The sequence below is a fragment of the Cryptosporangium minutisporangium genome (assembly GCF_039536245.1).
Lineage (GTDB): Bacteria > Actinomycetota > Actinomycetes > Mycobacteriales > Cryptosporangiaceae > Cryptosporangium > Cryptosporangium minutisporangium.
In genome coordinates this window covers 65,609-88,261 of sequence record NZ_BAAAYN010000014.1, presented here as the reverse complement: position 1 = coordinate 88,261, position 22,653 = coordinate 65,609, and the positions used below count along the sequence as shown (strand labels likewise).

Sequence of the window (22,653 nt, the reverse complement as noted above, 5' to 3'; positions counted from 1 at the left end):
AAGTTGATAGGTGACGCTACTTCGGTCACCGGCCGTAGCCTTCCGGGCGACGCGTCCGGACGCCGTCCACCGCGACGCTCGTCCCATGATCGCTGTTGACCGACTGACCAAGACGTACGGCGCGTACAAAGCGGTGGACGACGTCTCGTTCCGCTGCGAACCAGGTAGCGTCACCGGCTTCCTCGGCCCGAACGGAGCCGGGAAGTCCACGACGCTGCGGATGGTCTGTGGGCTCACTCCGCCCTCGCACGGCAGCGCGACCGTCAACGGGTTGCCCTACCGCGACCTGCCGAACCCCGGACGCGAGGTCGGGGTGCTGCTCGACGCGAGTGCTCAGCACGCCGGCCGGACCGGCTTCGAGGTCCTCGCCGTCTCGGCTCGGATCCTCGGCGTCGACCGGAAGCACGTGCAGGCGCTGCTCGATCGGGTCGGGCTGCCGCCGGAGGCCGCACGGCGACGGGTGGGTGCGTACTCACTGGGAATGCGGCAGCGGCTCGGTCTGGCGCACGCGTTGCTCGGCGACCCGGCGGTGCTGATCCTCGACGAGCCGGCCAACGGGCTCGACCCGGAGGGCATCTTCTGGATGCGCGGCCTGCTCCGCGAGTTCGCCGACCGGGGCGGCACCGTGCTGCTCTCCTCGCACCTGCTCCGGGAGGTCGAGGTGATCGCCGACCACCTGATCGTGATCGGCCGCGGCCGGATCGTCGCCCAGGGCAGCAAGGCCGATCTGCTCAGCGCCGCCGGCGTCCGCGTGCGGTCCACCGACCCCGCTGCGCTGCGGGCAGCGCTCGACGCGGCCGGTCTGCCGACGACCGGCGCCCCGGGCGGTGGCTTCTCGGTCGACGCGGACGCCGAGGCGGTGGGCCGCGTGGCGGCCGCGGCCGGGGTCGTCCTCACCGAGCTCCGCCCGGCCGACGGAAGCGGCCTGGAGGAGATGTTCCTGCAGCTCACCGCTGCTCAATCCGAGAAGGTGGCGGCATGACCACAGTGGCCGAGAGCCCTTCGTACCTGACCCAGCAGTCGGCGAAGCCCACGGCGCCGTCGATGGGGCGGCTCACCGGCGTCGAACTGCGCAAAATGGCCGACACCCGGGCCGGCCGCTGGCTGTTGGCGAGCGTCGGGTTGATCGTGATCGCACTGGTGACCGTGCGGGTCTTCGCCGGCCCGTCGGACACCCGGACGCTGGAGAACTTCCTGACGTTCGCCACCGGCGGGGTGAGCATCCTCCTGCCGGTGCTGGGCATCCTCGCCGTGACCAGCGAGTGGAACCAGCGCACCGCGCTGACCACGTTCGCGCTGGTGCCGCGGCGGCACCGGGTGTTAACGGCGAAGCTGCTGGCCGCGGTGGTGATCACCGTGCTGTCGGTGGTGGCATCGCTGGGCGTCGCGGTGCTGGGCAACCTGGCGGCGGACCTGTTGAACCGCGGCGGGAGTTGGGACCTGAGCGTGGGCGCGGTCTTCAACGCGCTGCTGTTCCAGCTCGTCAACATGCTGATGGGGGTCGCGTTCGGGGCGCTGCTGCTCGCGTCCGGACTGGCGATCGTCCTGTACTTCGTGATCCCGACGGTGTGGTCGATCCTGGGGTCGACCGTGACCGCGCTGAAGGACGTCGCCGGGTGGCTCGACCTGGGCACCACCACCGAGCCGCTGCTGACCGCGTCGATGCACGGAGACGACTGGACGCGGCTCGCGGTGTCGGTGGCGTTCTGGGTGCTGCTGCCGCTCGTCGGTGGTGTGCTCCGCGTCCTCCACCACGAAGTGAAGTGAGCCGGAGAACGACAAGACCCCCGCGCACCGCGCGGGGGTCTTGTGTGCCCGATCTAGCCTTCGCTGCCGATCAGGGTGGCCAGGAACACCTTTTCGATGTCCGCGCCGGTCCGCGCCGGGTACGCGTTACCGCCCACCGCGCTCGTGATCGTCTTGAGCTCGGTCAGGTCGGTATCCGGGCCGTACCCGATGATCAGCACCTGGATGGGCTTGTCCGGGTTGGCGGCCGCCTTGAGCTTCTGAATCAGCTCGGCCTGGGAGATGCCGTCCGGGTCCTCGTTCTTGCCGTCGGTCATCAGTACCAACAGGTTGAGCCGGTTCTCGCCGAGCCAGTGCTCCTGCATGAACAGGTACGCGGCGAGCAGCGTGTCATAGAGCCCGGTGGCGCCTTCCGGGTCGAGGTCGTTGTAGATCGACGCGTCCAGCGCGTCCTTCCGCAGCGTGCCGTCGGGCAGCCGGCCACCGACCGGCCCGATCGGCACCATCTCCTCGTAGTCCTTGTCGCCGTCGAGGTTCGTGGAGAACCGCCAGCTGCCGACGTAGGACTGCGGGTTGAACAGCGAGTCGGCCCGCAGACACGCCTGCTGGACGACCTGCATGCGGGTCCCGCTGCCGTCCGGCGCCGGTTCCTCCATCGAACCGGAGCTGTCGATGACCGCGAGGAGGTTCGCCTTGCGCTGCAGCGCAGTCCAGTAGCCCACGGTCTGGGTGACCGACTCGATCTTGGGCAACTCACGCGCCGTGGAGGTGGGCGGGCTGCCCATGCCGAGTTCGGTGTCGAGCCCGACCGCGTACTGCGTCGAGAGCTGCGGGTCGCGGAAGCCGGCCGCGCCGTACGCCTTCTTGCTCTCCTCGCCCCGCAGGAACTTCAGGAACTCTGCGGCGACCTTCTGCCGCACCGAGTCGACCCAGTCGGCCTTGAGCACCAGGAACTGGTAGTTCGCGATGACCGTGCCCTCGTCCGGGTTGATCGCGACCAGCTCCACCTTCGGCTTCGCGTTGTCGTACGCGGCCACCTGGGCCTCGGTCGCTGGGAACGGTCCCGCGTCCTTCAGCGCGCCGGTGTTGACGACCTGCCTCATCTTGCTGAGGAACGCGTCGGAGGTGGCGAGCTCGACGGTCGACGCGCGGGCCAGCACCAGCGCGTTGCCCAGCTCGGCCTCGGCGACGCTGTTGTCACCGTTCGCGTCGGCTACCGAGAGCAGCGTGCCGAGCGCGGCGAACGAGGCGCGCGGATCGCCGATGCCGATCTTGAGCGGACCCCAGTCGCCGTGCTGGAACTTCGCCCAGGTGGTACCGGCGACCCGAGCCCTGGACAGCTCGGCCCAGGAGATCACCTTGTCCGGCCAGCCGAGTGCTTCGGCCATCGGCTTCGGGAGCGCCATCACGACCGGCGACCGCGCGACGGTGGTGGACGGGCCGGAGACCATCTCCCGGACTTCCTGGCGGGTCTTGGCGCTGTCGATCCAGACCTTCGAGTCCGGCATCCAGACGTCGATCCGCGGGTCTTCGGCGTCCGCCTTCCAGTTCGGCGTCAGCGAGCTCGCCACCTCTGCCGACTGCACCGCGCGCACGCTGATCTCGGCGCACCGGCCGTCGATCTCGGGTGCGTCCTCCTGCCACTTCTCGGCCAGGGACTCCACGACCGGAGCCTGGTCGGGTGAGGCAGCGATCGACAGCTCGACCGGCGTACCGCTACAGCGGGCGGTGACCCACAGGTAACCGAAAGTAGTTCCGCTGACCACCGTTGCCAGAACGATCGCCACGATCACCCACGGGGCGATCGCTTTGGTCCGTCGCGAGGGTCCGGTGCCGGCAACTCGTTCGACCGCCGACCGTCGGCTGACTTGTGCACTGCGGTGTCGACCGCGAGCCATCATTGCTCCGCGTTCTGCGTTGACACTTGTCAGTGTCAACAACGTCCATCACATCCGTCACGTACGGCGGAGCATACGCAGCGCGGGGTTCGGAAGCGGCGTGGGCGGCGGAACCCGCCAGAATCGGCCCTTTTGTCGAGGGCGACCTAGCCCGAACGGCAGCGCCGTTTTCCCTCTTTGTCAAGAAGTATGCATCTCCGCGTCGAGCGGCGCCGGATGCAGGTCGGCCGATTCCGAGGGAGCATGGCCAGTCGGGTCGGTCTTCGGTCCGGTCCGTCGGGTCGCGGACCGGCCCGGAGCTTCCCCGAGTGCGACAGCGGAGGTGGAACACATGTCCGAGACGACGACGAGGCCGATCGGCACGGTCACAGCGGCGCAGGAGCCGCTCGCCGAGCCGATCCACACCCGCGCGGACGCCGAGGCGTTCGTGGCGAAGATTTGTTTCAAGATCGGTCCGCCGCGGTTGGCCGGTATCGAGCTGGAACGCCTGATCTACGACCCGACCGATCCCACCGCGCTCATCCCGGTAGAGCGGCTCGCCTCCGCACTCGGACGCTGGAGCCCTCCCATCCTCACCGCACCGACCGCCGATCCGACGGCGCTCGGCGTCCCCCTCCCCGCCGGTTCGTCGATCACCGTCGAACCCGGTGGGCAGGTCGAACTCTCCACCCGGGCTTGGGGCACTTTCGCCGACTGCCTGGCCGCCGCCGGTACCGACGCCGACGTGCTCCGGGCCGCGCTGGCCCGCTCCGGTCTCGCCGTCGGCCACTCCGGGATCGACGCGCACCGACCGGCGACCCGCGTGGTCGAGAAGGCCCGGTACGCCGCGATGGAGCGGTACTTCGACCGCGACGGTGCCGCCGGCCGGCTGATGATGGGTTCGACCGCCTCGGTGCAGCTCTCGGTCGACGTCGGTACCGAGACCGGCGACCATGCGCTGGCCGAGCGATGGCGGACACTGCACGCGATCGGGCCGACGCTCGTCGCGCTGTTCGCGAACTCGCCGATCTACGCGGGAGCACCCACCGGCTGGTACTCCGCGCGGCAACGGGCCTGGATCCGGCTGGACCCGAGCCGCACCCAGGTGTCCGGCATCGCCGGTGACCCGCGCGCGGCCTACGCGGCCGCCGCGCTCGACGCCCGCCTGCTCTGCCTGCCGAACGAGACCGATCGCTGGGACGCTCCGCCGGGCGTCACGTTCGCCGACTGGATCGACGGGGCGCTGGACCGTCCGGCCACGTTCGCTGACCTCGAGTACCACCTGAGCACGCTGTTTCCGCCGGTGCGTGCGAAGGGCTACCTGGAGGTGCGGTACCTCGACGCGCAGGCGGGTGACGACTGGCAGGTACCGCCCGCCGTCCTCTGGACGCTGCTCTCCTCGTCGAAGTGCCGGGACGCCGCGCTCGCCGCGGTCGAGCCGCTCGGCGAAGCCATCTGGCCGACGGCATGGGCCAGGGCGGCCCGCGACGGTCTCACCGATCCGGCACTGGCCCGTGCGGCGTCGCAGCTCCTCGCGGTCGCGCTGGAAGGGGCGGCCGCAGCGGGCCTGCCGCGGGACACGATCGCTCGCGTCACCCGGTTCGCGGAGCGCTACACGTTCCGCGGCCGGACGCCCGCCGACGACCAGCTCGACCACTTCGCCCGGACGCACGACCTGGACCGACCCACCGACGAGACGTACGCCACCCCGGAGGAGGGCCGATGACCGCCATCGAAACGCTTCGCCACTCTCCCGAACAGCTGCGGGTCCGGATCGCCGAAGAGCTCGACCGCGCGCGCAACCGCAGCATCACGCTCACCGACGCCGTCGACCGGGAGGACCTGGTCCGGCAGCACTCACCGCTGATGTCGCCGCTGGTGTGGGATTACGCCCACATCGGCAACCAGGAAGAACTGTGGCTGGTTCGGGACGTCGGTGGCCGTGAGCCGGTGCGGGAGGACATCGACAACCTCTACGACGCATTCGCGCACAAGCGCGCCGACCGCCCGTCGCTACCGCTGCTCGGCCCGGACGAGGCCCGCTCCTACGTGGCCGAGGTCAGGCGCAAGGTGCTCGACGTCCTGGAGCGGACGCCGCTGGAGGGCCGCCGGCTCACCGAGGCCGGGTTCGCGTTCGGGATGATCGTCCAGCACGAGCAGCAGCACGTGGAGACGATGCTCGCCACCCATCAGCTGCGGGTCGGCGCCCCGGTACTGGACGCGCCCGCCCCGCCGCCCGGACGGGCCCCGGCCAGCGACGAGGTCTACGTCCCCGGCGGCATGTTCCTGATGGGCACCGACCTCGAGCCCTGGGCGCTCGACAACGAACGGCCGGCCCACGCGGTGGGCGTCGAGCCGTTCTGGATCGACGCCGACCCGGTCACGAACGCGCAGTACATCGCGTTCGTCGAGGCCGGTGGGTACGACGACGAGCGCTGGTGGACGCCGGCCGGCTGGGCCCACCGGCAGGCCGCAGGGCTGGCCGCACCGCAGTTCTGGCACCGGGACGGGGACACCTGGCGGCGTACCCGCTTCGGACACGTCGAAGAGGTACCACCGCAGGAGCCCGTGCAGCACGTCTGCTGGTACGAGGCGGACGCCTACGCCCGCTGGGCGGGGAAGCGTCTGCCCACCGAGGCCGAGTGGGAGAAGGCAGCCCGGTACGACCCGGCCACCGGTCGGAGCCTGCGCTACCCGTGGGGCGACGACGACCCGACCGCCGCGCACGCGAACCTCGCCGGCGCGCACCTCCAGCCGGCACCGGTCGGGGCGTATCCGGACGGCGTCTCGCCGCTCGGCGTCCGCGGGCTGATCGGGGACGTCTGGGAGTGGACCTCCAGCGACTTCACCCCGTACCCCGGGTTCGCGATGTTCCCCTACCCGGAGTACTCGGAGGTCTTCTTCGGCAGCGACTACAAGGTGCTGCGCGGCGGCGCCTGGGCCACCGATCCGAGCGCCTGCCGGACGACGTTCCGCAACTGGGACTACCCGATCCGGCGGCAGATCTTCGCCGGCTTCCGCTGCGCCCGGAACGCTCGCCCCGAGGACGCCGATGTGTAGGCACCTGGCCTACCTCGGCCCCCCGCTGACGCTGCAGGAACTCCTGGTCGAGCCGGAGCACGGGCTGTTCCGCCAATCGTGGGCGCCGCGGCGGCAGCGGTACGGCACGGTGAACGCCGACGGGTTCGGCGTCGGCTGGTACGCGACCGGCGACCCCGTCCCGGCCCGGTACCGCCGTGACCGCCCGATGTGGGGCGATCCCAACCTGCTCGACCTGGCCAGGGTGGTCCGCTCCGGCGCCGTGCTCGCGGCGGTGCGGTCGGGCACCGAGGGAATGGGCTTCGCCGAGGCGGCGGCCGCGCCGTTCGCGTCCGGAAAGTGGTTGTTCAGCCACAACGGCGCGGTACCCGGCTGGCCCGGGTCGCTGCACGGCCTGGCGGCCGCCCTGCCCCCGGAGGCGCTGGTCCGGCTGGAGGCGCCGACCGACTCCGCGCTGCTCTGGGCCTACGCCCGGTCGCGACTGGCGGCCGGTGTCCCGCTGCCGGTCGCGTTGGCCGAGACCGTCACGGCGGTGGACGTGCCGGACGCGCGGTTGAACATGCTCGCCACCGACGGCACCACGGTCGTGGCCACGGTCTGGGGCGACACGCTCAGCTGGCGCCGCGCGTCCCCGGCCGGGGTGATCGTGGCGTCCGAACCAACCGATGACGGGCCCGGGTGGCGTGACGTCCCCGACCGGTCGTTGCTGGTCGCCACCGCCGACGGCGTCACCGTCGACACACTCGAACTCACTGCGGAGGCCGCCCGATGACACAAACCCTGGCCAGCACCCTGGTGGTCGAGAACCACCTGCCGCCGGACTTCACCGCGCGCACGCTGCGCCAGGACGTCGTCACCGGGCTCTCCGCGCCGGCGAAGTGGATGCCGCCGCGGTGGTTCTACGACGACCGCGGCAGCCAGCTCTTCGACGAGATCACCCGGCTGCCGGAGTACTACCCGACCCGGGCCGAGCGCTCGATCCTGCAGGCCCGCGCCGCCGAGATCGCCGACGTGTCGGCCGCGACCACGCTGGTCGAGCTCGGCGCCGGCTCGGCCGAGAAGACCCGCCTGCTGGTGGACGCGCTGCGCGCCACCGACCGCCTGCGGACGTACGTCCCGGTCGACGTCTCGGACGCCGCGCTGCGCACCGGCGCGGCCGGTCTGCTGTGGGAGTACCCCGGCCTCGCGGTGCACGCGGTGGTCGCCGACTTCGAGCGTCACCTGGACCGGTTACCGGCCACCGGCCACCGGATGGTGGTGCTGCTCGGCGGGACGATCGGCAACCTGGCGCCGGACGCCAGGACGCGCTTCCTGGGCGACGTCCGGGGGGCGCTGCGCCCCGGCGAGACGCTGCTGCTCGGCACCGACCTGGTGAAGTCGCCGGACGTCCTGGTGCCCGCCTACGACGACGCGGCCGGCGTCACCGCCGAGTTCAACCGCAACGTGCTCCGGGTGCTCAACCGCGAACTGGACGCCGACTTCGAGCCGGCGGAGTTCGACCACGTCGCGATCTGGGACGCCGAGCGGGAGTGGATCGAGATGCGGCTGCGGGCCCGGCACGCGATGCGCGTGCGGATTCCCGCCGTCGACCTCACGGTGGAGTTCGCGCGCGGCGAGGTGGTGCGCACCGAGATCTCCGCGAAGTTCCGCCCCGAGGGCGTGGCCGCCGAACTGTCCGCCGCGGGTTTCGAGCCGACCCGGTGGTGGACCGACGACGACCAGCGATTCGGCCTGAGCCTCGCCACCGCGTCGTAGCGAGCGATTCGCACCGAAGGCCACCTCTCCGCGCGTCCGGAGAGGTGGCCTTCGGGGAATCCCCGGCGAACGGCGGTGACCGTCGTCGCCTCGAACAGGTGACGGTCATGACACTGGCCGTCGAGTTAGCTTCCGGACAGACAGACCACCACCCCTGCCGCGTACGCTCGGCGCCGTGACGGACGCGCCAATCGGGATTTTCGACTCCGGGGTCGGCGGGCTGACCGTGGCGCGTGCCGTGCTCGACCAGCTCCCGAACGAGCAGTTGATCTACGTCGGCGACACCGCCCACGTGCCCTACGGCCCCCGACCCATCGCCGAGGTCCGCCGCTTCGCGTTGGAGGCGCTCGACCAGCTCGTCGCCCGTCGCGTCAAGATGCTGGTGATCGCGTGCAACAGCGCGTCCGCGGCCTGCCTGGCCGACGCCAGGGAGCGCTACGACGTGCCGGTGGTCGAGGTGGTGCTCCCGGCGGTGCGACGCGCGGTCGCGGCGACCCGCAACGGGCGGGTCGGCGTGATCGGGACCAGGGCGACGATCACCAGCGGCGCGTACCAGGACATGTTCGCCGCGGCGCCGGACGTCGAAGTCACCGCGGTTGCGTGCCCGGAGTTCGTCTCGTTCGTCGAGCGGGGAGTCACCAGCGGGCGTCAGCTGCTGGGGCTCACCCAGGCGTACTTGGAGCCGCTGCAGCGTGCCGAGGTCGACACGCTCGTGCTGGGGTGCACACACTACCCCTTGTTGACCGGAGTGATCAGTCTGGTGATGGGGGACGGAGTCACGCTGGTGTCGAGCGCGGACGAGACCGCGAAGGACGTCTACCGGGCACTCACCGCCCGCGACCTGCTGCGCGGCGACGACGTAGGGCCGCCGGAGCACCAGTTCCTGGCGACCGGCGATCCGGAGCCGTTCGCACGCCTGGGCCGTCGGTTCCTCGGGCCGGAGGCGGCCGTGGTGGGCTCCCTTACGGCAGTGGAGGTGGCCGGATGAAGCTCTCCGTGCTCGGATGTGCCGGCAGCTTCCCGGGGCCGGATTCCCCGTGCTCCGCGTACCTGCTGGAGGCCGAGGGCTTCCGGCTGCTGCTCGACTTCGGCACCGGCGCGCTCGGCGCGTTGCAGCGGCATCCGGCGGGCATGCACGGCGTCGACGCGATCGTGCTCTCGCACCTGCACTGCGACCACATCCTGGACGCCTGCTCGTACGTGGTGGTCCGCCGGTACGATCCGGCAGGCAAGCACCGCCCGATGCCGCTGTACGGCCCGGAGGGGGCGGGGGAGCGGCTAGCGCAGATCTACGGGCCGGAGGACTACGTCGGCGGCAGCGTCGAGGACGTGTACGACGTGAAGACGCTGCAGCCGGGGCGGTTCGCGGTCGGCCCTTTTGCGGTCGTCGCGGCGAGGGTCAACCACCCGGTGGAGACGTTCGGCGTGCGGATCGAGCACGGTGACAGCGCGATCGCCTACTCGGCCGACACCGGCCGGAGCGAGGCCCTGATCGGGCTGGCTCGCGACGTCGACCTGTTCCTCTGCGAGGCGTCCTACTTAGAGGACGTTCCGCACCCGCCGGACCTGCACCTGACCGGCCGCGAGGCCGGCGAGTACGCCACCCGCTCCGGGGCCCGTAGCCTGGTGCTCACCCACCTGGTGCAGGCCTGGGGTGACCCGCAGAAGACGCTGGCCGAAGCCCGCAGCGCGTACTCGGGCCCCATCCACTTGGCCCACGCAGGCGCGACGTACGAGGTTTGATGGGGCGTTGCACATTCTCGTCCCTCGTGGGGGCGAAAAATGTGCAACGCCCTGCGGTCAGGCCACCGAGTTGGGGCAGCGGGCCATCGCGGTGGTGCGGAACGAGTCTTCGCTCGCGCTCTCGACCAGGACTACGCCCTCGTCCAGGTGGCACGGCGCCAGCAGCACGCCCCGCTCGGCGGCGACCGAGAGCAGCCGCCGACGGGTCTTCGCCGCGTCGTCGGTTCCCTCTTCGTACCGGTACGCGAGCCCCGCGCTGGTCATCTGGCCGCGGTGCACGAACGCGTCCCCGGTGATCAGCAACGGCCGGTCCGGAGCGTCGACCAGCAGGCACTGGTGGCCGGGGGTGTGGCCGGGCGCGAGCACCAGGTCCAGCCGCTCGTCGAGCGTCGCCGCTCCGGCGACCTCCACCAGCAGCTGCGCGTCGACGAGCGGCTTGACGTGGGACTCGTACAGCTCGTCCCACTCGTCGCCGTTCTCCCGCAGCCACTTCAGCTCCGCGCCCTGCACCACGTGGCGGGCGTTGGAGAAGTACGGCTTCGGGTCGTCCTCGTCGGCCACCACCCAGCCGATGTGGTCGGGATGAAGGTGGGTGATGATCACATCGGTGATCTCCTCGGGGCCCACGCCGAGCGCTGCCAGCTCCTCGGGCAGCCGCCCTGGCCGGCCGAACCAGCCTCCGGCCGGCGCCCACACCGGGCCGATGCCGGCGTCCACCAGCACGAGCCTGGTCGGCGTCCGGACCAGGTGGCAATGCACGTGCATTGGCCATCGGCCGGTGTTCCCCGCGTCGGGGAAAGCTTCCTCGAGAGGTTCGGGAAACGTTCCGGCGGCGTCACACAAGGTAGTCACCGTCAGGTCGGCACCCAACCTGAGCGTGTCGGTTGGCACGTCACCTCCGCTGTCCGGGTGATCACAGCGATAACCCGGTGGGGCCATCCTGCCTGGTCGCCGACCGCGGTGCACCGAAGGTAGCCGACTTCGCGGGGTGCGGACATCCTTGGCCGCTCGTTCCACTCCCGGCCATCCGGTAGTGACCAGGGGAAAAGCCTCTCACGCGACGCTGAGTCGTATGCGTGTCGCGATCATCACGGAGTCGTACCCGCCGGACGTCAACGGGGTCGCCCACTCGGTGCTGCGCACCGTGGAGCATCTGCTCGCCCGAGGGCACGAACCGCTCGTGGTGGCGCCCGAGAGCACAGGGACCCCTCGCGGCGCGCTTCCGGACATCCCGGTCGTCCGGGTGCCGAGCGTCGGGTTGCCGGGGTATCCGAGCTTCCGGGTGGGGTTGCCGACCCGGCGGGTGACTGCGGCGCTGCGCCGCCACCGGCCGGACGTCGTGCATCTGGCGTCTCCGATCGCGCTCGCCGCGCAGGGAGCGTTCGCCGCTGCCCGGCTGGGCGTGCCCGCGGTCGCGGTGTACCAGACCGACGTGCCGGGCTTCGCCGGGTTCTACAAGCTCGGCGCCGGACGCGCGGCGGCCTGGCGCTGGCTGCGCCGGGTACACGGGGTGACCGCGCGGACACTGGCGCCGTCCAGCGCGACCGCGACCGAGCTGGCCGCGCACGGCATCGGACCGATCCACCTCTGGCCCCGCGGAGTGGACGCGGTCCGGTTCCACCCGGACAAGCGCTCGGCGGTATTCCGGGACGCGGTATTCCGGGACGCGGAGTTCCGGGGCGCCGACGACGTGCTGGTGGGTTATGTGGGGCGGCTCGCGCCGGAGAAGCGGGTGGACCTCCTGGAGCCGGTCACGCACCTGCCCGGCGTCGAGGTCGTCATCATCGGTGACGGACCGGCCGGCCCCGCGCTGCGGAAACAGATGCCGCGGGCGACGTTCCTGGGCGAACTGGTCGGTGAGGACCTCGCGACGGCGTTCGCCAGCCTCGACGTGTTCGTGCACACCGGCGCGCACGAGACGTTCTGCCAGACCGTGCAGGAGGCGATGGCGTCCGGTCTGCCGGTGGTCGCCCCCGCGGCCGGTGGCCCGGTCGACCTGGTCCGCTCCGGTCGGACCGGCTACCTGGTGACGCCGGAGGACGCGTCCGCGCTGACGGTCGCCGTGCGTGCACTGGTCGAGGACGCCGCGCTCCGCCGTGAGTTCGGTGCGGCGGGCCGCGCGGCGGTTGCCGGCCGCAGCTGGGCGGCGGTCGGCGACGCGCTGATCGAGCACTACCGCGACGTGGCCGGTGGAGCGGCGATGACTACACCGGTGGAGCGCGCCGCGTGATCGAGCCGGGCGCCGGCCCCGCGACGATCGTCCGGCTGGCGAACTTCGTCGGGCCGCGGTCGGGCGGGCTGCGTACCGCGCTCCACGAGCTCGGCCGCGGCTACCGGGCGGCCGGGCACCACCCGGTGCTGGTCGTCCCCGGCCCGCGCGCCACCGACGAGGACACGCCGCAGGGCCGGGTGATCACGCTGCCCGGCCCCACCGTGCCGTGGATGGGCGGCTACCGGGTCGTCGTCGGCCGCCGTCGTCTCGCCGCGCTCCTGGAGGAGCTGCGTCCGGACCGCCTGGAAGTCTCCGACCGGACCACGCTGCGCTGGACCGGCGGCTGGGCCCGTCGGCACGGCGTCGCCTCGGTGATGGTGTCGCACGAGAACCTCACCGCGCTGCTGGGAATGGCGCTGCCGCCCTGGGCTCCGACGCGGCGGGTCGCCGACCAGCTGAACCAGCGCACCGCCGCGTCGTTCGACGCCGTGGTCGCGACCACCGAGTTCGCCGCTGGGGAGTTCCGCCGGATCGGCGCGGCGGGCCTGGTCAAGGTGCCGCTCGGCGTCGACCTGTCGCGGTTCCACCCGGGGCTGCGCGACGTCGCGCTGCGGGGCACGCTGGCCCGGCCGAGCGAACTGCTGCTGGTCCACTGTGGCCGACTGTCGCCGGAGAAGCGCGTCGAGCGGTCGGTGGACGCGCTGGCGGCGCTGCGCGCCCGGGGAGTGGCCGCGGTGCTCGTCGTGGTCGGCGACGGGCCGCGGCGTCCGGCGCTGGAGCGGCGCGCCCGGGGCCTCCCGGTGCGATTCCTGGGCTTCGTCCCCGACCGCGGCCTGGTGGCCCGATTGCTGGCGACCGCGGACGCCGTGCTCGCCCCCGGCCCGGCGGAGACGTTCGGGCTGGCCGCGCTGGAGGCGATGGCCTGCGGAACGCCGGTGGTCGCGGCCGGGGACGGCGCGCTCGGTGAGGTGATCGGTGACGCCGGGGTCGCGGTGCCGGGAACTGCGAGCTCCGGCACGGCAGGCATCCGGTTCGCGGAGGCGGTGCTGGAGCTGGCTGCGCGTCCGGAGGCGGACCGGCGGTCGGCCGCGCGGCAGCGCGCGCAGCGTTTCGACTGGCCGACGGCGGTGAGCGGGATGCTCGCCGCGCACAACCTGGAGCCGTTGGAGACGTTCGAGGAGGTGGCCTCGTGGCCGGGATCGACCGTGCGAGCGTCCGCTTCGCGGCGCTCGGGGATTCGGTGACCGAGGGCTTGGGTGATCCGCTGCCCGGCGGTGGCTGGCGCGGGTGGGCGGCGTTGCTCGCCGAGGCGTTCGAACAGCCTTCGGCGGACGTGAGGCGCGCGCCGCCGCTGGTGTCCCTGCCGCTCGCAGCGGGTGCGGAGGCGTCGGCCGTCGGCGCGCCCACGATGTCACTCGTGCGGCCGGGCGTCGAGTTCGTCAACTACGCGAGCAGCGGAGCCACCACCGCCAGGGTCCTCGACGAGCAGCTGCCGTCCGCGTTACGTCTCGCGCCGACGGTGGCGAGCGTGGTCGTCGGCGTCAACGACGTCCTGCGCCCTGGGTTCGACCCGGCTCAGATCGAAGACCGGCTGGACCGCGTCGTCGGCTCGCTGTGCGCGTCCGGTGCGATCGTGCTCACCGCGCGCATGCCCGACCCCGGCCGGATGCTGCGCCTGCCCGGTGCGCTCCGTCGCCCGCTCGGCCGCCGCACCGACGACCTGAACACGGCCGTCCAGGCGGTGGCCGACCGGCACCGCACCGTCCACGTGGACCTGGCCGGCCACCCGGCCGTCGCCGACCGTTCGGCCTGGCACGTCGACCGACTCCACCCGAACGAGCGCGGGCACCGCGTGATGGCCAGGGAGTTCGCCGGAGCGCTCGCCGCCCGTGGTGTCCCGGTACCGCGGATGCCGTCGGCCGAGCCGAGCGGTGGCCGGGCGACGCGTCCGTTCGAGCACGTCTGGTGGCTGGCGACCAAGGGCACCGGCTGGGTCATCGATCGGGGCACCGACCTGGTGCCGTACCTGGCGGGTTTGGCGGCGCGTGAGTTCTGGGCGGCGATCCGCCCGCGTCGACGGGGTCGCAGAGGGGGATAGGCTGCCGCCCATGACGGACTCCTCCACCGTGCTCACGATCGGTCACCGGCCCGACGGTCGGGTCGCCGACCAGCTCCGCCCTGTCTCGTTCGAACGCGGCTGGTCCGACCACGCCGAAGGCTCGGTGCTCGTCGAGTTCGGCCGGACCCGGGTGCTCTGCACCGCGAGCGTCGTCGAGGGCGTGCCGCGGTGGCGCAAGGGCAGTGGCCTGGGCTGGGTGACCGCCGAGTACGCGATGCTGCCGCGGGCCACCCACACCCGCGGCGACCGGGAGTCGGTGAAGGGCCGGATCGGCGGTCGCACCCACGAGATCTCCCGGCTGATCGGGCGCAGCCTGCGGGCCTGCCTCGACCTCAAGGCGCTGGGCGAGAACACGATCACGCTCGACTGCGACGTGCTGCAGGCCGACGGCGGTACCCGTACCGCCGCGATCACCGGCGCCTACGTGGCGCTGGCGGACGCCGTGCAGTGGCTGGCGTCCCGGCACGCGCTGGCGGCGTCCCCGAAGAAGGCGCTGAAGAACTCGGTCGCCGCGGTCAGCGTCGGCGTCATCGACGGCGAGCCCCGGCTCGACCTCAACTACGACGAGGACGTCAAGGCCGGCGTCGACATGAACGTCGTCTGTACCGGCTCGGGCGAGTTCGTCGAGGTGCAGGGCACCGGCGAGGCGATCACGTTCGGGCGGGAGACGCTGGACGCGCTGCTCGACCTGGCCACCGCCGGCTGCGCGGAGCTGGCGACGTTGCAGCAGAAGGCGCTCGAATCGTGAGCCTCACCCGGGTGGTGCTGGCGAGCCGCAATGCGAAGAAGATCGCCGAGCTGCGGCGGATCCTCGCGGTGGCGGTGCCGCAGATCGAGGTCGTCGGGCTGGACGAGGTGCCGCCCTACCCCGACACCGTCGAGGACGGCGCGACGTTCGCGGAGAACGCGGTGCTCAAAGCGCGGGAGGCGGCGGAGATCTCCGGGCTGCCTGCGATCGCCGACGACTCCGGGATCGCCGTCGACGCGCTCAACGGCATGCCGGGCGTGCTGTCCGCGCGCTGGGCCGGCCGGGCCAAGGACGACGAGGCGAACCTGCGGCTGGTGCTGGAGCAGGTGGCGGACGTGCCGGACACCCGGCTGGGCGCGGCGTTCGTGTGTGCGGCCGCGCTGGTGCTGCCGTCGGGTGCGACCCACGTCGTCGAGGGACGGATGGAGGGCTCGCTGGTCCGGGATCCCCGCGGGACGAACGGCTTCGGCTACGACCCGATCTTCCTGCCGTCGGGTTCGGTCCTGACGTCCGCCGAGATGACCGCGGCCGACAAGGACGCGATCAGCCACCGCGGTAAGGCGTTCCGAGCGCTGGCCGAGGTCCTCGCGACCACCCTCACGACCGCTTAGTGGCACGTGGAGGCCTGGGGATGTAGCCGTCTGCGGCCGCTTGCTCGCGCGTCGCGACCGTATTTGTAACCCTTGTCACCTCGTGATGACGAATGTGAAGTGCTCTCCGCTTTTCAGCACGGGGTAACGGGGCTATGCATGAAGCTGCAGCCGAACCCGACCTCGTGAGGAGTCCTTCGTGTTCGACGAGCTGCCCGATGTCGTCAAGACGCTGGCGATAGCGGCCGTGAGCGCCTTCATCGCGCTCGTCGTCGTCCAGATCGTGCATGTCGTCGTGCGGCGCATCGGTCGTCGCGCACCGCTCTTCGACCTGCTGGCCACTCGTCTGCACCGGCCGGTGCAGTGCCTGGCGGTGGTGGTAGCCGTTCAAGGCACTCTGCACGCCACGACCGCCACCGGTGACTGGCGCGGCCCGTTGCTGCACGGGGTCACGATTTCGGTGATCGCGGCCAGCGCATGGGTCGTCGGCGCGTTACTGCTGGTGCTGGAGGACGCGGCGCTCTCCCGGTTCCGCACCGACGTGGAGAACAACAAGACCGCCCGCCGGGTGCACACCCAGATCATGGTGGTGCGGCGGGTCACGGTCGCGGTCGTGGTGGTGGTCGCGATCGGCGCGGTGCTGGTGACCTTCCCGGCCGCCCGCGCCGCCGGAGCCAGCCTGCTGGCGTCCGCCGGAATCGTCGGTGTGGTCGCCGCGCTGGCCGCCCAGTCGGTGTTGAGCAACTGCTTCGCCGGCATCCAGCTCGCGTTCAGCGACGAGCTGCGGCTCGACGACGTCGTCGTGGTCGAGAACGAGTGGGGACGCGTCGAGGACATCACGCTGAGCTACGTCGTTCTGCACCTCTGGGACGACCGGCGCCTGACGCTTCCGACGTCGTACTTCACCACCAAGCCGTTCCAGAACTGGACGCGGAACGAGTCGGCGCTGCTCGGGGCCGTCGAGATCGACGTCGACTGGGCGGTGCCGACCGAGGAGATGCGTCGGGAGCTCCGCCACATCTGCGAGGGCACCGATCTGTGGGACGGCCGTGCCTGCGTCTTCCAGGTGACCGACGCGATCGGCGGCTTGGTCCGGGTGCGGGCGCTGGTCACCGCGAAGGATGCGCCGACGCTTTTCGACCTGCGGTGTCACGTCCGGGAGCGGTTGGTCCAGTGGTTGCGGGAGAGCTACCCGCAGGCGCTGCCCCGGTCCCGCGCGGACGTCACCGGCATTCCCGGTCTGCGGATCGACAAGGTCGAAGGGCTCAACGGCCGCTCGATTCCGGAGCAGGTCGACGGTGACGGGCGCGACGGGCGGGTGCCCGGTGCCGGCGTCGCGGGTCGCGCCAGCGCCTCCGGCGACGTTCCGGACGCCGGCCGCGACGCGCGTGTGTTCAGCGGCTCCGCCGATGGGCGTGAGCGGAGCGCCGCGTTCGCCGGTCCCTCCGAGGAGGCCGACCGAACCTGACCGGTCGTGCGTCGGGCGCCCTTCGAGCGGGGAGGGCGCCCGTTCGCGCGTCCGGGGGTGCCGTCAGAATGAGCACCGGCTGCGGAGGAGGACCCCGATGTCAGACGCCCTGCGGACGGCGTTGTACTGGCTCAGCTCGGCCCTGGGAGCGTTCGGCCTCGTGCTGCTGCTGGTCGCGCTGGTGCAGAGCCGGCTGAAGACCCGGGTGCGCGAGACGACCCCGATGCGGGTGCTCGCGATCGCGATCCTCCTGCTGGCCGCCGCCGCCACGCTCGGCGCCACCGCCTGGATCTGGCCGCACCCGCCGCAGTGACCTGGCATGCCGCGCGTCGGACGGCAGCCCTCGGTGTGGGAATTTTCGGTGCGGGAGGTGGGAGTCGAACCCACATGTCCGTGAGGACACCGGGACCTAAACCCGGCGCGTCTAGCCTTTCCGCCACTCCCGCTCGGCTGACATCGTACGCAGGGGTACGCCGCCCCGGCGCGTCGAGGCCAGCTGAAATGAACCTCAGTCGAGGCCCAGGTCGCGGCGGAGCTTGGCGACGTGGCCGGTGGCCTTGACGTTGTACTGAGCCTTCTCCACCTTGCCGTCGGCGTCGATGACGAACGTCGAGCGGATCACGCCGGTGACCGTCTTGCCGTACATCGTCTTCTCGCCGTACGCGCCGTACGCGGAGAGCACGCTCTTGTCCGGGTCGGAGACCAGCGGGAACGTGAGCGACTCCTTGTCCCGGAACTTGGCGAGCTTCTCCGGCTTGTCCGGGGAGATGCCGATGACCGTGAGCCCGGCCGCCTTGAGCGCATCGAGCGAGTCCCGGAAGTCGCAGGCCTGTTTGGTGCAGCCGGGCGTCATCGCGGACGGGTATGCGTACAGCACGACGCGCTGTCCGCGCAGGTCGGCGAGGTGCACGGTGTTGCCGGAGTCGTCGGACAGCTCGAAGTCGGGAGCGGGATCGCCGGGGGCGAGTCGGGGCGCGGCAGTCATGCCCCGAGCGTAGGTCACGTGCCGCAGGTGCGCCGTGGACTGTGTCGTCCACCCAACGCAGCTCTCCTGCTATTGCAGGTAAGTTGCAACAACAGCAATGATGCGAGCGCGCATCACGTGATCGACAACGAGGGGGAGCGGTGGAGCCCACGGGTACGCCCGTCGCGATGCACGTCTCCGATGGCATCGTCAATCTTCCGGTCTCGGCCGTCTTCGGCGTCGTAGCCGTGACCTGGATCGCTTTGAGCCTGGCCAGGGCCCGCCGCGACCTCGACGATCGGCTCGCGCCGATGGCCGGCCTGGTCGCCGCGTTCATCTTCGCGGTCCAGATGCTGAACTTCCCGGTGCTGCCCGGCGTCAGCGGTCACCTGCTGGGTGGCGCGCTCGCGGTGATCCTGGTGGGCCCCTGGGTGGGCACGCTCTGCGTCGCGACCGTGCTCCTCGTCCAGGCTCTGCTCTTCGCCGACGGAGGGCTCTCCGCGCTGGGCCTCAACATCACGAACATGGCGATCCTCACGACGCTGGTCGCGTACGGCGTCGTCGCGCTGGCGCTGCGGGTGCTGCCGAAGAACCGCCTGGGCATCGTCCTCGCGTCGTTCCTCGCCGCGACGGTGTCGGTCGTCGTCGCGTCGCAGGGGTTCGTCGCGCAGTACGCCCTCGGCGGGGAGGTCGACAAGGCGCTCGGGGAGATCTCGCTCACCATGGCCGGCGTCCATCTGCTGATCGGCATCGGCGAGGGCCTGATCACCGCGACGACCGTGGCGACGGTGGCCGCTGTCCGACCGGACCTGGTCTACGCGCTGCGCCGCTACCGCCGTCAGCCGCTGTTGGTGACAGCGGCCGCCACCGTCCCGCCGTCGACGAGCGACACGGCTGCGCCCATCGCGGGGAGCAACGCATGAGCAACGACACGCCCACCACCACCGGCGGGCGGGGCCGGGTCCGCCTCGCGGTCTTCCTCGTCCTCGGTCTGCTGGTGTCGCTGCTGCTGGCCGGGGTGGTCAGCTCCGCTGCCAGTTCACAGCCAGACGGCTTGGACGCGACCGCCCGCGAAGGCTGCACGTTCAACGCCGACGACGAGATCACCGGCGGCAACTGCGTGGCGAAGTCCGCGAAGGAGCACGACCTGGGCGACTCCCCGCTGGCCGACTACGGCATCCGCGGCATCGACAACTCGTTCGTCTCCACCGGCTTGTCCGGGGTGGCGGGTGTCCTGCTGGTCGCGGCGATCGGCGGCGGGATGTTCTGGGCGCTGCGCCGACGGTCCCCCGGCGCGGCCGAGGTCGACGTCGACGTCGACGTCGATACCGAGGCCGCCGACGCGGCTCGGGCGCGGTAGGCATGGGGGCCGGCCACACCCACGCGCTGCACCGGCCCGGAACCTCTCCGGTCCACCGGCTCCCGGGCGAGGTGAAGATCGTCGCCGCGCTGGCGTTCGTTCTCAGCGTCGTCGCCACCCCGCGGGAAGCCGTCTGGGCGTTCGGCCTGTACGCGGCCCTGCTCGCTGCGGTCGCCGCGGTGGCGGCGATTCCGCCCGGCTGGTTGGCCACTCGCGGCTTGATCGAGACGCCGTTCGTGGTGCTCGCGTTCCTGCTGCCGTTCCTCGAGGGCGGACCGGTCGTCCACGTCGGCGGGCTGGCGCTGAGCGAGGCGGGGCTGTGGGCCGGCTGGAACATCGTCGCGAAGGGGACGCTCGGCGTCTTCGCGTCGCTGCTGCTGGCCGCGACGACCAACGGGCGTGATCTGCTCCTCGGGCTGCAGCGGCTCCGGACGCCGGCGCCGATCGTCCAGATCGCGACGTTCATGCTCCGGTACGCGGACGTGATCCTCGGCAACGCCCGTGCGATGCGCATCGCCCGGCTCTCCCGCTGCCACGACCCGCGCTTCCTCTGGCAGGTCCGGGCGTTCGCGACGTCGATCGGCAGCCTGTTCTTGCGTTCGTACGAGCGGGGCGAGCGGGTCTACGTGGCGATGCTCTCCCGCGGTTACACCGGCGCGCTGCCGATGGCCGCTTCGTCCCGTCCGCCCGCGCAGCAGTGGGCGGCCGCGCTGACGATTCCGGCGGCGGCCGCGGCGGTTAGCGTTACGGCGTGGCTGACCACGTAACCGGAGTCCCCTCCCTGGAAGTGCAGGGCCTCGCGTTCGCCTACCCGGACGGTCGGCAGGCGCTGTTCGGCGTCGATCTCACGGTGCAGAAGGGGGAGCGGGTCGCGCTGCTCGGCCCGAACGGCGCCGGTAAGACGACGCTGGTGCTGCACCTCAACGGCATCCACACGGCCGGCGCGGGCAGCGTCCGGGTGGCCGGGTTGCCGGTGGCCAAGAAGAACCTCGCCGAGATCCGGCGGCGGGTGGGGATCGTCTTCCAGGACCCGGACGACCAGCTGTTCATGCCCACGGTCGCCGAGGACGTCGCGTTCGGGCCGGCGAATCTGGGCCTACGCGGCACCGCACTCCAAGAAAGGGTCACCGAGGCGCTGACCGCGGTCGGCATGGCGGAGTTCCGCGACCGGACGCCGCACCACCTCTCGTTCGGTCAGCGTCGGCGGGTGGCCGTGGCGACGGTGCTGGCGATGCGGCCGGAGATCCTGGTGCTCGACGAGCCCTCGAGCAACCTCGACCCGGCCAGCCGCCGCGAGCTCGCCGACATCCTGCGGAGCCTCGACGTGACGCTGCTGATGGTCACCCACGACCTGCCGTACGCGCTGGAGCTCTGTCCTCGCTCGGTGCTGCTCGACGGCGGTGTCGTCGTGGCGGACGCACCGACGCCGGAGCTGCTGCTCGACGCCGACCTGATGCGGCAGCACCGCCTCGAACTGCCCTACGGCTTCGACCCGTCGGTCGCCCTCTGACCTCAGCCCTTCGCCGCCTCGATGGCCTCGGTGAGGGCGGCGGCGGTGGGGTTCTCCAGCGCCGTACCGTCGACTTCGACCGTCGGCGTGCCGGTCACGCCGGCCTTCGACGCCTCGTCGGTGACCGCCTTCGTCCAGTCCGCGTACTTCTCGTCGGTGACGCAGGTGGCGAACTCCTCCCCGGTGATACCGGCCTTGTTCGCCAGGCTGATCATCGTCTCGTCGGTGAGGCCGGTGCCGCCCTCTTCGGGCTGGTTGTCGTAGAGCGCGGCCAGGAACTCGGTGAACTTCCCGGCGTCCGACGCGCATCCCGACGCCGCTGACGATCGGCTGGAGTACTCGGTGCCGGAGGAGAACCGGTCGAGGTACGCCACCGGGTGGTAGCGGATCTTCACCGTGCCGTCGTCCACGTACTTCTGCAGCGTGGCGCCGCTCTGCTCCTCGAACGCCTTGCAGGCCGGGCACTGGAAGTCGAGGTAGACGTCGACCGTGACCGGCGCGTCGGTCTGCCCGATCATGACGGCCGAGCGGGTGGCGTTCTTCGGCAGCGCGGCGTTCTCCGGCTGATTGGACAGGTAGAACGTCACGCCGACACCGGCCGCGACGACAAGGGCCACCAGCGCGATGATCGACACGATCAGCGTGCGTCGGCGGCGCTCGGCGGCGCGCTGCTTGGCCAGCTGCTCGGCGGCGATGCGCCGGGCACGCTTCGACGACTCTCCACTCATCTGGGGCGTTCCGTTCCTCGAGCCTGGACGGGGCGGGGGGCCGGATCAGAGATCCAGTTGTCGACCGCGAGACGGCCGCGCGGCCATCGGGCCAGCGCGAGCGCGACGATCAGCAGCGCGCCGTCCCGGAGGATCTCGGTGGTGTAGGCGGTGCTCTGTCCGGCGTCGAGCTCACCGCCGCTGCCGAAGCAGCCGCAGTCGATCCGGAGTCCGCGTGCCGCGGCGGAGACGATGCCGATCAGGAAGACCACCAGCAGGGCTGCGGAGAACAAGCCGCCGAACCGCACCGCGACCCCGGCGACGATCAGCAGGCCGAGCGCGATCTCCAGCCACGGCAGACCCGCGCCGACCACGGTCGCGACCCCCTCCGGCAGCAGGCGGTACGCGCGCACCGCCCGTACCGAGGCGGCCAGGTCGGTGGCTTTCGCGCCGCCTGCCCAGAGCCAGACGCCGCCGAGCACCAGCCGGGCGACGAGCGGTAGCCAGGGCCGGGCGGTCGGCCACCAGGCGGGGGCTCTCCGGCGGAGGGCAACCGAGCCACGGGCAGCACGGCCCTGGGCTTCGCGGGGGAGATCGCTTCGCGGCGTGGACATCGGTCATTAGTCGTTCGGCGATCGCGGCCGGTTCCCGTCCGGGCGGAAAAATGTGCCGGAACGAGGCCCTTGTGTCCGGTGGGGAGAGGGTGTTCTGTGACCGTTTCCGACTTCCGTGCGGACGGCGGCTGAGATCTCTCAAGCCGACATTAAGCGGTGCGTAATGGTGCCCGCATCCCGTGTCGATCGGGGCACTGGGCT

The 22,653-nt window shown here is 71.6% G+C and carries 24 protein-coding genes and 1 tRNA gene; 19 read left to right on the top strand and 6 right to left on the bottom strand.

What is annotated here, in order from left to right; genetic code table 11:
• Nucleotides 1-85: 85 nt before the first annotated feature.
• On the top strand, nt 86-982 hold the full coding sequence (locus ABEB28_RS11440) for an ABC transporter ATP-binding protein (RefSeq protein ID WP_345728007.1): 897 nt from the start codon (nt 86-88) through the stop codon (nt 980-982).
• Nucleotides 979-1,767: an ABC transporter permease gene (locus ABEB28_RS11435; RefSeq protein WP_345728006.1), complete on the top strand. Its 789-nt coding sequence runs from the start codon at nt 979-981 to the stop codon at nt 1,765-1,767. The genes ABEB28_RS11440 and ABEB28_RS11435 overlap by 4 nt, the downstream gene beginning before the upstream one ends.
• Before the next feature lie 53 nt (nt 1,768-1,820).
• Here ABEB28_RS11435 and ABEB28_RS11430 read toward each other — a convergent pair whose 3' ends face one another.
• Entirely contained in the window at nt 1,821-3,533 is a 1,713-nt protein-coding gene (locus tag ABEB28_RS11430) for a substrate-binding and VWA domain-containing protein (RefSeq protein ID WP_345728005.1), read from the bottom strand.
• 442 nt (nt 3,534-3,975) lie between these two features.
• On the opposite strand from ABEB28_RS11430, the gene egtA reads away from it, so the two are divergent.
• The 6 genes from egtA (at nt 3,976) to ABEB28_RS11400 (ending at nt 10,160) form a co-directional block, all read left to right on the top strand.
• A complete protein-coding gene (gene egtA / locus ABEB28_RS11425; RefSeq protein WP_345728004.1) occupies nt 3,976-5,349 on the top strand; it encodes an ergothioneine biosynthesis glutamate--cysteine ligase EgtA in 1,374 nt (457 codons plus the stop codon).
• Nucleotides 5,346-6,683 carry an ergothioneine biosynthesis protein EgtB gene (gene egtB, locus ABEB28_RS11420; protein WP_345728003.1) on the top strand — a complete coding sequence of 446 codons (1,338 nt, stop codon included), beginning with the start codon at nt 5,346-5,348 and terminating at the stop codon, nt 6,681-6,683. Before egtA ends, egtB begins: the two co-directional genes overlap by 4 nt.
• Nucleotides 6,676-7,434, top strand: coding sequence for an ergothioneine biosynthesis protein EgtC (egtC, locus tag ABEB28_RS11415; protein WP_345728002.1), 759 nt, complete (start codon nt 6,676-6,678; stop codon nt 7,432-7,434). Before egtB ends, egtC begins: the two co-directional genes overlap by 8 nt.
• Nucleotides 7,431-8,417, top strand: coding sequence for an L-histidine N(alpha)-methyltransferase (gene egtD, locus ABEB28_RS11410; RefSeq protein ID WP_345728001.1), 987 nt, complete (start codon nt 7,431-7,433; stop codon nt 8,415-8,417). Before egtC ends, egtD begins: the two co-directional genes overlap by 4 nt.
• Before the next feature lie 175 nt (nt 8,418-8,592).
• A complete protein-coding gene (murI, locus tag ABEB28_RS11405) occupies nt 8,593-9,405 on the top strand; it encodes a glutamate racemase (protein WP_345728000.1) in 813 nt (270 codons plus the stop codon).
• On the top strand, nt 9,402-10,160 hold the full coding sequence (locus ABEB28_RS11400) for an MBL fold metallo-hydrolase (RefSeq protein ID WP_345727999.1): 759 nt from the start codon (nt 9,402-9,404) through the stop codon (nt 10,158-10,160). The genes murI and ABEB28_RS11400 overlap by 4 nt, the downstream gene beginning before the upstream one ends.
• A 57-nt stretch (nt 10,161-10,217) precedes the next feature.
• On the opposite strand, the gene ABEB28_RS11395 is transcribed toward ABEB28_RS11400, so the two are convergent.
• Nucleotides 10,218-10,925 carry an MBL fold metallo-hydrolase gene (locus ABEB28_RS11395; RefSeq protein WP_345727998.1) on the bottom strand — a complete coding sequence of 236 codons (708 nt, stop codon included), beginning with the start codon at nt 10,923-10,925 and terminating at the stop codon, nt 10,218-10,220.
• 307 nt (nt 10,926-11,232) lie between these two features.
• Between ABEB28_RS11395 and ABEB28_RS11390 the strand changes: the two genes are divergently transcribed.
• From ABEB28_RS11390 to ABEB28_RS11360, 7 genes are all read left to right on the top strand, one after another.
• A complete protein-coding gene (locus ABEB28_RS11390; RefSeq protein ID WP_345727997.1) occupies nt 11,233-12,390 on the top strand; it encodes a glycosyltransferase family 4 protein in 1,158 nt (385 codons plus the stop codon).
• Nucleotides 12,387-13,616: a glycosyltransferase gene (locus ABEB28_RS11385; protein WP_345727996.1), complete on the top strand. Its 1,230-nt coding sequence runs from the start codon at nt 12,387-12,389 to the stop codon at nt 13,614-13,616. Before ABEB28_RS11390 ends, ABEB28_RS11385 begins: the two co-directional genes overlap by 4 nt.
• Complete coding sequence (locus tag ABEB28_RS11380) at nt 13,562-14,470, top strand: SGNH/GDSL hydrolase family protein (RefSeq protein ID WP_345727995.1); 909 nt, start codon at nt 13,562-13,564, stop codon at nt 14,468-14,470. The genes ABEB28_RS11385 and ABEB28_RS11380 overlap by 55 nt, the downstream gene beginning before the upstream one ends.
• 10 nt (nt 14,471-14,480) lie before the next feature.
• A complete protein-coding gene (gene rph, locus ABEB28_RS11375) occupies nt 14,481-15,239 on the top strand; it encodes a ribonuclease PH (protein ID WP_345727994.1) in 759 nt (252 codons plus the stop codon).
• Nucleotides 15,233-15,850, top strand: a complete 618-nt coding sequence (gene rdgB, locus ABEB28_RS11370; RefSeq protein ID WP_376981400.1) for an RdgB/HAM1 family non-canonical purine NTP pyrophosphatase — start codon at nt 15,233-15,235, stop codon at nt 15,848-15,850. Before rph ends, rdgB begins: the two co-directional genes overlap by 7 nt.
• A gap of 190 nt (nt 15,851-16,040) precedes the next feature.
• Nucleotides 16,041-17,297 carry a mechanosensitive ion channel family protein gene (locus ABEB28_RS11365; protein WP_376981402.1) on the top strand — a complete coding sequence of 419 codons (1,257 nt, stop codon included), beginning with the start codon at nt 16,041-16,043 and terminating at the stop codon, nt 17,295-17,297.
• A gap of 97 nt (nt 17,298-17,394) precedes the next feature.
• The gene (locus ABEB28_RS11360) at nt 17,395-17,610 is read left to right on the top strand and encodes a hypothetical protein (RefSeq protein WP_345727991.1); all 216 of its coding nucleotides are present in this window, start codon (nt 17,395-17,397) and stop codon (nt 17,608-17,610) included.
• A 49-nt stretch (nt 17,611-17,659) separates the two neighbouring features.
• Here the strand turns inward: ABEB28_RS11360 and ABEB28_RS11355 are convergent.
• Nucleotides 17,660-17,743 (bottom strand) — tRNA-Leu (locus tag ABEB28_RS11355).
• 62 nt (nt 17,744-17,805) lie between these two features.
• The gene (gene bcp, locus ABEB28_RS11350; protein WP_345727990.1) at nt 17,806-18,282 is read right to left on the bottom strand and encodes a thioredoxin-dependent thiol peroxidase; all 477 of its coding nucleotides are present in this window, start codon (nt 18,280-18,282) and stop codon (nt 17,806-17,808) included.
• A 167-nt stretch (nt 18,283-18,449) separates the two neighbouring features.
• Here bcp and ABEB28_RS11345 point away from each other — a divergent pair, with 167 nt between their 5' ends.
• The 4 genes from ABEB28_RS11345 to ABEB28_RS11330 are packed head-to-tail and all read left to right on the top strand — an operon-like array spanning nt 18,450 to nt 21,131.
• Complete coding sequence (locus tag ABEB28_RS11345; protein ID WP_345727989.1) at nt 18,450-19,184, top strand: energy-coupling factor ABC transporter permease; 735 nt, start codon at nt 18,450-18,452, stop codon at nt 19,182-19,184.
• The gene (locus ABEB28_RS11340) at nt 19,181-19,621 is read left to right on the top strand and encodes a PDGLE domain-containing protein (RefSeq protein WP_345727988.1); all 441 of its coding nucleotides are present in this window, start codon (nt 19,181-19,183) and stop codon (nt 19,619-19,621) included. Before ABEB28_RS11345 ends, ABEB28_RS11340 begins: the two co-directional genes overlap by 4 nt.
• Before the next feature lie 2 nt (nt 19,622-19,623).
• Nucleotides 19,624-20,388: a cobalt ECF transporter T component CbiQ gene (gene cbiQ, locus ABEB28_RS11335; RefSeq protein ID WP_345727987.1), complete on the top strand. Its 765-nt coding sequence runs from the start codon at nt 19,624-19,626 to the stop codon at nt 20,386-20,388.
• A complete protein-coding gene (locus ABEB28_RS11330; protein ID WP_345727986.1) occupies nt 20,373-21,131 on the top strand; it encodes an energy-coupling factor ABC transporter ATP-binding protein in 759 nt (252 codons plus the stop codon). The genes cbiQ and ABEB28_RS11330 overlap by 16 nt, the downstream gene beginning before the upstream one ends.
• A 2-nt stretch (nt 21,132-21,133) precedes the next feature.
• On the opposite strand, the gene ABEB28_RS11325 is transcribed toward ABEB28_RS11330, so the two are convergent.
• Together ABEB28_RS11325 and ABEB28_RS11320 are read right to left on the bottom strand one after the other, a co-directional pair.
• Complete coding sequence (locus ABEB28_RS11325) at nt 21,134-21,859, bottom strand: DsbA family protein (RefSeq protein ID WP_345727985.1); 726 nt, start codon at nt 21,857-21,859, stop codon at nt 21,134-21,136.
• Nucleotides 21,856-22,452 (bottom strand): DoxX family protein, encoded by a 597-nt coding sequence (locus ABEB28_RS11320; protein ID WP_345727984.1) that lies wholly within the window; start codon nt 22,450-22,452, stop codon nt 21,856-21,858. Before ABEB28_RS11320 ends, ABEB28_RS11325 begins: the two co-directional genes overlap by 4 nt.
• Nucleotides 22,453-22,653: the final 201 nt, after the last annotated feature.